Here is a 12652-nt window from a genome sequence, read left to right as displayed (position 1 = left end):
TAAAGTTGTCTTTATGACTACATCTGGAGCTTCTGAATCATCCCGCGAAATCGATCTCGAACAGTTTGGATTTCCTCTCCCGATTCGTCGCCCACGCAGGTTGCGCACCAACCCGGTGATGCGTGCGATGACGGCAGAGACGACACTGACTCCGAAGAATCTCATCCTTCCCATGTTTGTTGCAGATGGGATTGATGAGCCGAAGCCAATCAGCTCCCTGCCCGGAGTAGTACAGCACACCGAAGACTCCCTGGTAGAAGCTGTGCGCGAGGCTGTTGAGGCAGGTATCTCGGCGGTTGACCTCTTCGGTGTCCCGCTCGATGCGGATAAGGACGGCGAGGGCTCTGAATCCTGGAATCCGGAGGGCGTTCTCAACCGCGCTCTGCGTCGTCTCCGCGACGAGTTCGGGAATGACATTCTGATCATGGCCGACACCTGCCTGGATGAGTTCACCGACCACGGCCACTGTGGCGTACTGGGCACGGACCGCTTCGGCAACACGGTCGTTGAGAATGACCGCACGCTGATTAACTACGTCAAGATGGCCGTTGCCCAAGCCGACGCCGGTGCACATATCGTGTCCCCGTCGGGCATGATGGACGGTCAGATTGCCGCTATTCGTGAGGGCCTGGACGCCGCTGGCCATGAGGATGTCTCCATCATGGCGTACTCGGCAAAGTATGCCTCCGCCTTCTACGGTCCATTCCGTGAAGCCGTGGGCAGCTCGCTGCAGGGTGATCGCCGTACCTACCAGCAGGATCCTGCAAATCGTCGTGAGTCCCTGCTCGAAGTGCAGCTCGACGTTGACGAGGGCGCAGACATGGTGATGGTAAAGCCGGCCATGAGCTACCTGGACATTCTGCGTGAGGTCGCGGATATGTCGCCGGTGCCGGTTGCCGCCTACCAGGTCTCTGGTGAGTACGCGATGATTCACGCCGCTGCCGCCAACGGGTGGATTGACCTGGATGCTGCGATGATGGAAGCAGTACTGAGCATTCGCCGTGCCGGTGCGGAGCAGATTTTGACCTACGCAGCGGTGGACTTGGCGAAGAAGCTGCGTGCCCAGTTCTAATCCGCTGGGGTGAACGTGCAGTAATAAGTATCGAGAAGTGGACGGATGACTAAAGAAGAGAAGAAGCCCGCAATTCCCGAGCAGGTCGAGGGAGCTAGGCAGGCGTGGCGGGTTACGGCCGTGATGCAGCTGCTCCTCGCTGCAGTAGCCACGGTGACCTACTGGCTGCATCCGGAAATGCTGATGAGCCCCTCAACCGCTAAGGAGAATTTCCCGGGTTTCAGCGAGGGCCAGATTGATGCCGCCATGAAGGCGAGTATCGTTATCGCGTTCTTTTTCGCAGTGGGGCTTTGCATCGCGTTCTTCGCCATCATCGAGCGAATGCGCAAGGGGAGCGAAGGTGCTCGCACCGTGCTGGTTATCGGCTCACTTTACCTGGCACTGTCGGCGCTGATGTCCTTCTTCTCTTCTACGGCTTCAGAATCGGGAGTGCCAGCATCCCTCGTTCTTATCAGCGGAATTGTGCGAATCGTCTCTGCCACTGCCGCGGTAGCTGGCCTGGTGCTCGCCGCTTCGAAGGAGTCCAAGGACTACTTCGATCATCAGCGCCCCTCGAAACCGTGGACTCCGTCCGCGCCGAAATCGCATCTGCCGGGAGCGTCGAAGCATGGCGCTGATCCAAAGCAGCAACAGCAGCTGGACCAGTCACAGCCCAAGCAGCCTGAGGAGTCCAAGCAATGATGTCCCTGCCGAGTCGACCCTGGCAGTGGGTGCTCTTCGTCGCGCTCATCGCCCAGATTGTCCTGAGCTTGATACTGGTCACCGGAGATTACTCGCAGGCTCCCGCCGCCGTTGGCCGTGACATCTACATCGTCGCCGGCGTGACGCTGGTCTGCTCGCTCATTGGTAGCGGCTGCTTGCCGACGGCCACTGAGTTCAAACTCTCCCGGAACTGCCTGCTCATCGTGGTGATTATCACGGCTCTCGCCATGTTCTTTGCCATTATGGCCGGCGCGCTGACTGTATGGGTTATCACGCCCAGCCTGGCGATGGCGTGTGGACTACTGTTGCTCTATCGTGAATTAGCGCTCACGCGCGCCAACCAGCCACAGGATTAGACGGAAAGTATCAAAGGCCATGAGTGACACCGGTGAGTCTGATTTCTCTCTGGACAATCGCGTTGAACAAGCGATTGTGGATGCCAAGGTCGCTGCTCGTAAGGCATTGCCACGAAGCCGTCAGGACATCGACGAAGAAAGTGCCCATCAGCGGCTTGCACACCGCAGAGGCCAGTCCAACACAGCTTTTGCACTCATCCTGGAAAACTTGGAAAACGCCGAGAGTGCTGAGCGTGCTGAGCATGTTTTGGAATCCTTTCCAGGTGTGACGGCCTCTGTGGTTTACAAGCCCGGGCGTGCGTGGATTACCGCGCCCGATGCCATCGATCCGAATCAGTTCATCGAAGCTCTCCGCGAAATTGGGATCGAGTCGTACCTCACGCGCAGCACGCTTCGTCGTCGTGCAACTCGGCTGGATGTGTCGCAGCATCGCCGTCCCGCTGTTCCGGCTGCCGCTCAGCAGAATGAGGAGGAGCGCATTCGCCGTCGTGAAGCGGCGTTGCGCCGAAGTGGTGGCGGTGCGGAGGTACTGTTCACGGCGCGTGAACTGGTGACCAAACAGCGCTTTTGGGGAAGCCTGCTCCTATCGATTCCGGTGCTGGTGACGTCGTTGAACGTCAATTGGCAGTTCCCGGGCTGGCAGTGGATGTGCCTTGTGCTGACCACGATTGTGGTGTGGTGGGGCGGCTGGCCGTTCCACCGTGCAATGGCGGCGTCCCTGCGTCGGCGGATGTCGGCGCTGGATGGGGCGAGCTCCATTGCCATCCTGCTGGCGTGGATGTGGTCGCTGGCGCAGCTTATCTTTGGCCCCGCGGGACAGATTGGATATACCACTGCGCCCACGTGGTTTGCTTTCAACTACCGGGAAAGCGCCTCGGCGGAGGTGTTTTTCGACGTTGCCTGCGGCCTGACCGTGCTGTTGCTAACAGGCCGCATGTTTACGCGCTACAACAAAGTGCGTACTGGACAGATTTTGCGCAACCTGCGCATTCCAGCTGAGCGAAACGTGACAGTCGTGCGCAAGAGCGCCAAATCCGCGGAGCCGAAACGGGTGGAGGTGACGGTCGCGGAGCTCAATATCGGTGATGACATCGTGGTTCCACCGCACTCGGTGATTCCGGTCGATGGCTCAGTCATCGGTGGTGCGTCCACGATGGATGCACAGCTACTCGGTATTGGCGTTGAACCGCAGAAGGTCAAGGTCAACTCCAAGGTTTGGGCCGGCGCAATCAACCTGGATTCGGAGCTCAAGGTGCGCGTGGAGCGCACCGGTTTCAAGACCCGGGCGTCGTCGATAGCGCGCTGGCTGCGTCAAGCGGTTCGAGAAGAAACGGTGATGCACCAGACCGCAGTGCACTCGGCATCAGAGCTGGTGCCGTGGACGCTGTCGTTGGCGGGTGTGGCATTTTGCGGCTGGTGGCTGGCGACGGGCACGATGAGCGGTGCCCTCGCGGTGGCGCTGGCCATGCTCTCGGGCATCGCGCCGGTGGCATTGGCAATGTCTACGTCGACCGTGCAGCGCATCGGGATTCTGGCCGGTGCTAGTAACGGAATCTTGATTCGTGGCAATGAGACTTTCCGGAAGTTAGCTACCGCCAATGTGGTGATTTTTAACCGGGTTGGAACCCTGACCGAGGGTGACACCCACGTGCTCGGTGTCGCCGCTGAGCGCAATGAAAATCCGGATTTGGTTCTGCGTGTGGCGGGCGCTCTCATGATGGAGAGCAATCACCCGGCATCGGCGGCCATCGTGCGCGCGTGCCGTGCATCCCGCGACGCCGGTTCCGGTGGTGGCGAGGTGCCGCACTGGATTGAGACCGTACACGTCGCAATTGCGGAAGACGGTGCCTTTGTCGGCCAGGTAGAGATCCCGGTGAAGGACTCCGACGACAAGTTGGAGATGCGCTTTGTTGAGGGGCGTGTTTGGCGTCCACGTGATCTCACTGCACTCAGCGAGAAAATGGCCGTGGCTGCGCTCAGTGGCGGTACTCCGATGGTGGTGTCGTGGCGTGGCAAGGTCCGTGGTGTTATCACCATTGGTGAGGACATTAAGCCCGATGCGGTCGAGAGCATTGACCAGCTTGAGGATATGGGCGTGGACACCATGATGATCACTCGAGATCCGTATCCAGTAGCTCGTCGTTTCGCTGACCGGCTGAATATCTCGCGAGTATTCGCGGGCATCATTGCCTCCCGCAAGGCCATTGCGGTGCGTTCGGTCCACAGTGACGGTGAGACAGTCGTGATGGTTGGCGACAAGGACATCCGGGACTCTCTGCGTGCCGCTGACGTGGGTGTTTTGATGGACAACACCGAAGGCAACCAGAATCTTGATGTCGATTACGCCGATGTCGTGGCACTGCGCAACAACGTGTTGTCGATTCCGGAGGCCATTGAAATCGCACGTGCTGTGGTGCGGATGATGGACTCCAACATCTACTTTGCGTGGTTCTACAACGTTGCAGTCATCCTGCTGGGTATGACCGGTATGATTCACCCGCTCCTGGCATCGCTATTGATGATTTTCTCCAGCTTGTGGATCGACTGGCGTTCCCGTCGAGTGTCGTCCCGCAGGAAGCATCTATTCAGGGTGAAGCTGGGACGTTGGTAGGGCAGGGTAGCCCTTAATCCGAGTGGCCGTCTACGATGGTCACCGTGACTCAAGACATTAATGCTCCTCATGTCCCAGAAAACGTTGAGCTCACCGAGCGTTCGGCAGAGTTCTTTACGCAGGCTCAGGCAGTGACGCCGGGTGGCGTGAACTCGCCGGTCCGCGCCTTCGGTTCCGTCGGTGGCACCCCACGTTTCATTGACCACGCCGCGGGCTCTCGTCTCGTGGATGTTGATGGCAACGAATATGTGGACTTGGTCTGCTCGTGGGGCCCGATGATTCTGGGCCACGCGCACCCGGCAGTGGTGGAGGCCGTTCAGAGCGCCGCTACCCGCGGTCTGTCTTTCGGTGCTCCGTCGACAGCTGAGACCGACCTGGCTCGCCACATCGTCGAGCGCACGTCGGTAGATGAGGTACGTCTGGTCAACTCCGGCACTGAGGCCACCATGTCCGCAGTTCGCCTGGCTCGCGGTTTCACTGGCCGTTCCAAGATCATCAAGTTCGCCGGCTGCTACCACGGTCACGTGGACGCGCTGCTGGCATCGGCGGGTTCTGGTGTCGCTACTTTCGGTCTGCCGGATTCGCCGGGTGTCACCGGTGCATCGGCTGCCGACACCATTGTTGTTCCTTACAACGACATTGAGGCGGTCAAGGCCGCATTCGCTGAGAACCCGGGCGAGATTGCCTGTGTCATCACTGAGGCGGCAGCGGGCAACATGGGTACCGTCGCACCGCAGGACAACTTCAATGCGAAGCTGAAGGAAGTCTGCCACGCAGACGGCGCTCTGCTGATCCTCGATGAGGTTATGACTGGCTTCCGCGCTTCCTACAACGGCTGGTACGGCATTGATGGTGTGACCGGTGACCTGACCACCTTCGGCAAGGTCGTCTCCGGTGGTTTGCCGGCAGCTGCCTTCGGCGGTCGCCGCGACATCATGGAGTACCTGGCTCCGAACGGTCCGGTCTACCAGGCAGGCACACTCTCCGGTAACCCGGTCGCTATGGCAGCTGGCCTGGCCAACCTGGAAAACGCTACGAAGGATGTCTATGACACCGTTGCGGCCAATGCGGATCGTCTGGCCACGATTCTGTCCGATGCCCTGACCAAGCAGGGCGTGGCTCACCACATTCAGCGTGCGGGCACGATGCTCTCGCCGCGCTTCGCCGAGGGCGAGGGGCACAACTTTGAGCAGATGCAGGCAGCGGATACTTTCCGCTACCCGGCCTTCTTCCACGCCCTGCTGGCCAATGGTGTCTACCCGCCGGCTTCTTGCTACGAGACCTGGTTCGTCTCCGCCGCACTCACCGACGCCGACTTCGAAATCATCGAGCGTGCAGCAGCCCGCGCGGCCGAGGCGGCGGCAGCCGCCAAGCCGGAGTAGGTGACACGTGCCGCAGAAGACCAATTCGCAGGCCGAGCAGCAGGCAGCACAGCAAGCCACACCGCAGGCAGCACCGCAGGCCGCGCAGCCGACACAGCCGGAAAATCAGACAGCTAAGCGTGCGACAAAGCACGCCAAGACCACGGTTGTGCATCTCGTCCGCCACGGCGAGGTTTATAACCCGGATAAGATTCTCTATGGGCGCCTGCCCGGCTGGCACCTGTCGGAGCGCGGTCAGCGCCAGGCAGCAGCCACGGCATCGTCCTTCGAAGGCCATGACATCCGCTACTTCGCCTGCTCTCCGCTGCAGCGCACCCAGGAAACCTCACGGCCTTTCACCGAGGTAATCGGCACGAAGCCAAACCTGGATGAAGATCTCCTGGAGGCCGGCAACACCTTTGAGGGATTGCACATCAAGGGCATTGACTCCGCACTGTGGAATCCGAAGTACTGGCCACGGCTGCGTCGTCCGAGCGTTCCCAGCTGGGGCGAGCCCTACGAGGAGATTGCGGACCGTATGTTCCACGCCATCGAGCGAGCCCGCGAGGCCGCCGAGGGCGCGGAGGCGGTGCTGGTGACTCACCAGCTGTGCATCATTGCAGCTCAGCGTCGTGCGCGGTACTTGAAGCTCGCCCACAACCCGGCAACTAGACAGTGCAATCTGGCGAGCGTGACCTCCTTAATCTTCGTCGGAGACACCATTGTCGACGTGCGCTACAGTGAGCCGGCCGGTCACCTGTAAGGTGAATAAATAGTTTTGTTGAAGTTTCACTGACCCCGGAAGGTGGCACCCCAGGTGGCCAAGGTCTCATCGTCCCGAATTGCAGCAACGCTGGCGGCAGCAACTCTGTCTCTGTCGCTCGCGGCATGTAACCCCGGAGAGTCGGTGGGACATGACGCCGTTGCCGTTGGTGGTCAGTTCGAGTTTGTTTCTCCGGGTGGTCAGCAAATCATTGACTACGCACCGGAGGAGCGCAAGCCGGTTGGCAAGGTCTTCGGTCCTTCTTTGGAGGACGACAACAAGGAAATCTCCCTTGAGGACTTCAAGGACCAGATTGTGGTTCTGAACGCCTGGGGTCAGTGGTGTGCACCGTGCCGCTCCGAGTCTGATGACCTGCAGTACGTTCAGGAACAGATGGAAAAGCAGGGAATTGGCACCGTCCTCGGCATTAACGTCCGCGACAATGTCCGCCAAGCTCCCATCGACTTTGTGAAGGACAACGGCATCACCTACCCGTCCATCTACGACCCGGCTTTCGTCAACGCCGGTGCGCTCGGTGGTATCCCGGCGTCGGTGATTCCGACGACCATCATCCTGGACAAGCAGCACCGGCCGGCCAAGGTCTTCCTCCGTGAGGTCGATCACACCATGCTGATGAAGGCCGTCAATGAAGTGAAGGCGGAGGGCTAGGCCCCGGCATGTCAACTCTTGCCATGGACACGATCTATCTTGCCGATGGCATCGGCCAACAGTTCGCGGACGTCGCCACCGGCGGCCCCATTGTGTTGGGGCTGCTCGCCGCTGCACTGGCCGGTCTCGTCTCCTTCGCCAGCCCGTGCGTCATCCCGCTCGTGCCCGGTTATGTCTCCTATCTCACCGGTATTTCCGGAGCATCGGGGGCGCAGGGCAATGGCGTGACGACGGGAGTTGCGGACGCAACCGACGTCGATAAGCATGACGGCGATGGAAGCCGTGGCCAGCGTTCCTCGACTGCCCGCGTCGGCCTGGCCGCGTTGCTGTTCGTGTTGGGCTTTACTGTCATTTTTGTGCTGGGGTCGGCCTCGATTTTCGGGCTCGTGTCCACGTTGCGTCTGCAGGCGCGCACGCTGACGATTGTCGGTGGCGTGGTGACCATCGTGATGGGGCTTGCCTTCATGGGCATGGTGCCAGCGCTGCAGAAGGACACCCGCATGGCGCCGAAGCGCTGGACCACGTGGCTGGGAGCGCCACTGCTCGGTGCGGTGTTTGCGCTGGGGTGGACGCCGTGTCTGGGCCCGACGCTGACTGCAATTATTTCGGTGTCCGCAGGTACACAGGGCATGACTGCGGCCAGGGGAGTGGCGCTGATTATCGCTTACTGCCTGGGGCTGGGGCTGCCGTTCATTTTGGTGGCGCTGGGGTCGGCACGTGCGATGCGTGGAGTGGACTTCCTGCGTAAGCACTCGCGAACCATTCAGCTCATCGGTGGTGTGGCGCTGGTGCTGGTCGGAATTGCCCTGGTCACGGGACTGTGGGATGTTTTTGTTGCCTGGGTTCAGGCCGCTTTTATTACTGATACGGTAACGCCAATTTAATGAAAGATTTCTTCGATGTCGGTGAATTGGAATAAGGTACGACAGCCCTTCCAGCAGGTCTGGAACTGGTTGACCAGCATGCGCACGGCGCTGATTCTGCTGTTCATCCTCGCTTTCGCAGCGGTTCCGGGTGCCCTGTTGCCGCAGCGCTCGCTGAATAAGGACAAGGTCGACCAGTATCTTGGCGCCAACGGCAAGACCGCCGAGATCATGGATAAGCTGCAGCTTTTCGATGTCTTCTCGTCCGTTTGGTTCGTCGCCATCGTGGCCTTGCTGCTGATTTCCCTGGTCGGCTGCATTATTCCGCGGACCATCGACCACTACAAGGCCATGAAGACGCCACCGGCTAGGGCACCAAAGCGGTTGGCGCGTCTTCCGCTTCACGACGAAGCCGTGGTCGATGCCTCCGCGGACGAAGTTTCTGAACGGGTGCGTGAGCGTCTGACCAAGTGGGCGTTGACCGAAACCCCAGCAGATGAAGATCGCGCTGGGGCGCGCTCCTTTTCCGCGGAGAAGGGCTACCTGCGTGAGTTCGGCAACCTGGTGTTCCACCTGGGCATTGCGTTGCTGATTATCATCGTCGGCTTGGGCCGCATGATCTATTACGAGGGCCAGGTCATTTTGCTGACCAACACCGGCACCGAAATTTCTGATGACAACGTCAACAGCGCGGTGGGCGTTCCGTTCTGTAACACCGCTGCGGCGAACTATGACTCGCTGCGCTCGGGCAACACCTTCGACGGTACGACTCTGAACCCGTTCTGTATTCAGGTCGAGGACTTTGCTGCCGATTACCTGCCGAACGGCCAGGCCAAGATGTTCACCTCGCACATCCGATTCGCAGAAGAAGAGGATATGCGTAAGCCGGTCGATGAGTGGGAGAAGACCACGCTGCAGGTCAACCACCCTCTGCGCATCGCCGGTGACCGTGTGTACCTGCAGGGGCACGGCTTTGCCCCGGCCTTTAAGGTGACCTGGCCGAATGGTGAGTCGCGTACCTCGATTGTCCAGTTCCGCCCGGATGACCCGACCTTCTTCCTGTCCTCTGGTGCGCTGCGCTTCGACCCACCAGCGGGCATGTACCCGGACTTGTTCGAGCGCCGCCAGAACCAGATTGCAATCGAGGGACTGTTCGCTCCGACCGCGGAGTTTACTGGTGAAAAGGGTGCTCTGCTGCAGTCCTCTTACCCGGCGATGCAAGACCCGGCCGTGGCTGTCGACATCTACCGCGGTGACGCGGGCTTGGACACCGGTCGCTCGCAGGGGCTGTTCTCCCTCGACCGCGACCTGATGCACTCGGGTCAGCTGGCTAAGGAAGCCCGCGTCAACCTCAAACAGGGCGAATCCACCGAGCTTGCCGACGGCACCAAGATTGAATTCCTCGGTGCGAAGGAATTCGTCAACTTGCAGGTTTCGCACGATCCCACGCAGTTCTGGGTGCTGGTGGCCACAGTCGCAGCCTTGGCTGGCATGGTTCTTTCGTTGGGCATTAAGCGCCGTCGCGTGTGGGTTCGCATGTTCCCGCTGGAAGATGGCCGCACTCGCGTTGAGTTCGGTGGCCTTGCCCGCACCGACAAGGCAGGTTGGGGCGAGGAGTTCCAGTACATCGTAGATGACATCCTGGAACGTGACAGTGATGACGAGGATGCTGCCGACCAGGACACTGCGGACATTGATGCGGCGGACAATGGTAGTGATGACGTGGACAGTGAAGGCAAGAGAGTCAAAAACTAACTAGCCGCTAAGGCCGATTCATCCACTGCAGGAGGGGTGAATGCGCGGGGGTGAAGATTGCGCCTCCGCGCAACTTTTTCGTGTCCCCGTGTCCGGCCCCCTTTTGCTTAGTCCTGCTTTAGTACTAGGGTGTGAAGGAGTATTCCGCCAATTCCACATTTTTGGAGCCAAGTACATGCTCGTCAATAAGACACTGGCGCAGTTTTCGGACTGGTCGTACTTCACGGCCTTCGCCTTTTATCTTGTGGCCTTTGTTGTTTCCATTGCCTACTACAGCCGTCGTATCGCGGCCGCTGAAGCTAAGAGCCAGGTTGCGGAGCGCGAGCTGGTAGCCGCCGGTGCTGGTGATGGAGCTACCACCGCTAGTGTCGCTAACTCGGTGGAGTCGGAGACGAAGGCGTCGGCAAGCGTAGTTAAGAATCAGGCGCTGACACAGAAGCTCGGCGTTGTGGCGGAAATGCTGATTTACGTCGGTGTAGCTGTGCACTTTGCATCGGTGCTATTGCGTGGCCTGGCTGTGCAGCGTTTCCCGTGGGGCAACCTCTACGAGTACATTTCGGTCTCCATTCTGTTTGCGATGGTCGTTGGTGCCGGTGTCCTGCACCGCGAGACCATGCGCGTGTTCTGGCCGTGGACGCTGGCACCGATTCTGGCGCTGATGTTCTACGGCGGTAGGAAGCTCTACACTGAGGCCGCTCCGGTTGTGCCGGCCCTGCAGTCGATTTGGTTTCCGATTCATGTGTCCATCATCTCTATCGGCTGTAGTATTGCGCTGATTTCCGGTGTGGCATCCATTCTCTACATGCTGAGGATGTACAACCGCAAGGGCAGCGAAAAGGGTTTCCTGGGCAAGCTGGTCTCGCCACTGCCGGATGCACAGAAGCTGGATGCGATTGCTTACCGCACCGCTATTTGGTCCTTCCCGCTGTTCGGTCTGGGTATTGTGCTGGGTGCTATTTGGGCGGAGTCCGCATGGGGTCGCTTCTGGGGCTGGGATCCGAAGGAGACCACGGCTCTGATTACCTGGATTATCTACGCCCTGTACCTGCACGCTCGCGCGACCTCTGGCTGGCGCAACACTAAGGCCGCGTGGATTAACATCTTCGGTTTTGCGACCATGGTGTTCAACCTCTTCTTCATCAATATGGTGGTTTCGGGCCTGCACTCTTATGCTGGCCTGAACTAAGCCTTCACACGTGTACAAAGCCGGCATCGCCGGGTGAACTAGAATCGCTTCCATGCGCGTTCTCGTCACCGGTGGTGCCGGCTTTATTGGTTCCAACTTCGTTCTCCGCACTCTGGCTACACGGCCCGATGTGAATGTCACGGTACTTGACGCTTTCACCTATGCAGCGAACCCTGCGAGCTTGGAAGGTGCGGACTGTGAGATCATTCGCGGCGATGTTCGTGACGCGGAGCTGATCGATCGCCTCGTGCCACGCTTTGACGTGGTCGTCCACTTCGCCGCAGAGAGCCATAACGACAATTCGCTGGTGGATGCCGATCCCTTCGTCACCACCAATGTGCTGGGCACCGTGAATCTGGCGAAGGCCTGCGCTACCCACGACGTTCGCCTCCACCACATCTCTACAGACGAGGTCTTTGGCGATCTCGCTCTCGACGACCCAGCACGCTTTACGACGGCCACCGCGTACAAACCCTCCAGCCCCTACTCGGCCTCCAAGGCGTCCGCCGACCACTTTGTCCGGGCGTGGGTGCGTAGCTTCGAGTTGGCTGCGACGATTAGTAACTGCTCGAACAACTACGGGCCTAGGCAGCATTCCGAGAAACTGATTCCGCGCCAGATTTGCGGCCTGCTCCGTGGGCGCAGGCCTCGCGTATACGGCACCGGCGAGAATGTTCGGGACTGGATCTACGTCGATGACCACAACGATGCGGTCTGGGCCATCCTGGATTCCGGCGAGGTGGGGGAGACCTACCTGATTGGTGCCGATGGTGAGCGTTCCAACCTCGACGTGGTCGGAGACATCCTGGAGAGCTTCGGACGTGCGCGGTCCGATTTCGTTCATGTCACTGACCGCCCGGGGCATGACCGTCGTTATGCGATTGACCCCGCATCCATCCGCACCCTTGGCTGGCAGCCGCGCTACCAAGACTTTTCCGCAGGCCTCGCCGAGACCATCGACTGGTATCGAGCCAACGAGTCCTGGTGGGCCGCGGCCTACGAAGCCGCTGAGGCTGGCTACGCCGAGCGCGAGCAGGAATTGTAGTTCTGATTGGGCTGATTTGGGCTGGTTTGGGTTGGTTGGGTTGGTTGGGCTCTGCCTAGCCAGCACCCCGGTTACTTGGTACGTCCCGGTTACTTGGTACGCCCATGCGTCACTTCAGCCACGCCTGCAATATAGTTCCCATGCGCACCAGGTAAAGGGCTCAAAACAGGCCCAAAATACCCAGACTCGCATGTTTGGTGGCATTTTCGGGCTTTTGGGTGAATCTGACCTGGGAGTTTCTAATCTGAAGCCCACCAAACATGCGAGTC

At 59.7% G+C, this 12652-nt stretch carries 11 protein-coding genes; all 11 read left to right on the top strand.

What is annotated here, in order from left to right:
• The first annotated feature begins 13 nt into the window (after positions 1 to 13).
• The 11 genes from hemB (at position 14) to rfbB (ending at position 12383) form a co-directional block, all read left to right on the top strand.
• Positions 14 to 1072, top strand: a complete 1059-nt coding sequence (gene hemB / locus HMPREF2708_RS01330; RefSeq protein WP_070438168.1) for a porphobilinogen synthase — start codon at positions 14 to 16, stop codon at positions 1070 to 1072.
• A gap of 45 nt (positions 1073 to 1117) precedes the next feature.
• Positions 1118 to 1753, top strand: a complete 636-nt coding sequence (locus tag HMPREF2708_RS01325) for a hypothetical protein (RefSeq protein ID WP_070831300.1) — start codon at positions 1118 to 1120, stop codon at positions 1751 to 1753.
• Positions 1750 to 2130 (top strand): hypothetical protein, encoded by a 381-nt coding sequence (locus HMPREF2708_RS01320; RefSeq protein ID WP_070831297.1) that lies wholly within the window; start codon positions 1750 to 1752, stop codon positions 2128 to 2130. The genes HMPREF2708_RS01325 and HMPREF2708_RS01320 overlap by 4 nt, the downstream gene beginning before the upstream one ends.
• Before the next feature lie 19 nt (positions 2131 to 2149).
• Positions 2150 to 4741, top strand: a complete 2592-nt coding sequence (locus HMPREF2708_RS01315) for a heavy metal translocating P-type ATPase (protein ID WP_070831294.1) — start codon at positions 2150 to 2152, stop codon at positions 4739 to 4741.
• A 35-nt stretch (positions 4742 to 4776) separates the two neighbouring features.
• Positions 4777 to 6123 (top strand): glutamate-1-semialdehyde 2,1-aminomutase, encoded by a 1347-nt coding sequence (gene hemL / locus HMPREF2708_RS01310; RefSeq protein ID WP_070831291.1) that lies wholly within the window; start codon positions 4777 to 4779, stop codon positions 6121 to 6123.
• Positions 6124 to 6271: 148 nt separating this feature from the next.
• Complete coding sequence (locus HMPREF2708_RS01305; RefSeq protein WP_070831455.1) at positions 6272 to 6865, top strand: histidine phosphatase family protein; 594 nt, start codon at positions 6272 to 6274, stop codon at positions 6863 to 6865.
• A 54-nt stretch (positions 6866 to 6919) separates the two neighbouring features.
• Entirely contained in the window at positions 6920 to 7534 is a 615-nt protein-coding gene (locus tag HMPREF2708_RS01300; RefSeq protein WP_005509804.1) for a TlpA disulfide reductase family protein, read from the top strand.
• A 23-nt stretch (positions 7535 to 7557) separates the two neighbouring features.
• Positions 7558 to 8418, top strand: coding sequence for a cytochrome c biogenesis CcdA family protein (locus tag HMPREF2708_RS01295; protein ID WP_070831452.1), 861 nt, complete (start codon positions 7558 to 7560; stop codon positions 8416 to 8418).
• Positions 8419 to 8433: 15 nt separating this feature from the next.
• Entirely contained in the window at positions 8434 to 10152 is a 1719-nt protein-coding gene (locus tag HMPREF2708_RS01290; protein ID WP_070831288.1) for a cytochrome c biogenesis protein ResB, read from the top strand.
• A gap of 175 nt (positions 10153 to 10327) precedes the next feature.
• The gene (gene ccsB / locus HMPREF2708_RS01285; protein ID WP_005509962.1) at positions 10328 to 11338 is read left to right on the top strand and encodes a c-type cytochrome biogenesis protein CcsB; all 1011 of its coding nucleotides are present in this window, start codon (positions 10328 to 10330) and stop codon (positions 11336 to 11338) included.
• 52 nt (positions 11339 to 11390) lie between these two features.
• Positions 11391 to 12383: a dTDP-glucose 4,6-dehydratase gene (gene rfbB, locus HMPREF2708_RS01280; protein ID WP_070831285.1), complete on the top strand. Its 993-nt coding sequence runs from the start codon at positions 11391 to 11393 to the stop codon at positions 12381 to 12383.
• Positions 12384 to 12652: the final 269 nt, after the last annotated feature.

The sequence above is a fragment of the Corynebacterium sp. HMSC073H12 genome (assembly GCF_001837775.1).
Classification (GTDB): domain Bacteria; phylum Actinomycetota; class Actinomycetes; order Mycobacteriales; family Mycobacteriaceae; genus Corynebacterium; species Corynebacterium amycolatum.
The sequence above is the reverse complement of the archived record's forward strand: the minus strand, read 5'-3'. Positions and strand labels throughout refer to the sequence as shown.

Bases quoted from the DNA above. Each gene is read 5' to 3' on its own strand.
- ccsB (WP_005509962.1), top strand. From the start codon at position 10,328: ATGCTCGTCAATAAGACACTGGCGCAGTTTTCGGACTGGTCGTACTTC.
- rfbB (WP_070831285.1), top strand. From the start codon at position 11,391: ATGCGCGTTCTCGTCACCGGTGGTGCCGGCTTTATTGGTTCCAACTTC.
- HMPREF2708_RS01320 (WP_070831297.1), top strand. From the start codon at position 1,750: ATGATGTCCCTGCCGAGTCGACCCTGGCAGTGGGTGCTCTTCGTCGCG.
- HMPREF2708_RS01290 (WP_070831288.1), top strand. From the start codon at position 8,434: ATGTCGGTGAATTGGAATAAGGTACGACAGCCCTTCCAGCAGGTCTGG.
- HMPREF2708_RS01295 (WP_070831452.1), top strand. From the start codon at position 7,558: ATGGACACGATCTATCTTGCCGATGGCATCGGCCAACAGTTCGCGGAC.
- hemB (WP_070438168.1), top strand. From the start codon at position 14: ATGACTACATCTGGAGCTTCTGAATCATCCCGCGAAATCGATCTCGAA.
- hemL (WP_070831291.1), top strand. From the start codon at position 4,777: ATGGTCACCGTGACTCAAGACATTAATGCTCCTCATGTCCCAGAAAAC.
- HMPREF2708_RS01315 (WP_070831294.1), top strand. From the start codon at position 2,150: ATGAGTGACACCGGTGAGTCTGATTTCTCTCTGGACAATCGCGTTGAA.
- HMPREF2708_RS01325 (WP_070831300.1), top strand. From the start codon at position 1,118: ATGACTAAAGAAGAGAAGAAGCCCGCAATTCCCGAGCAGGTCGAGGGA.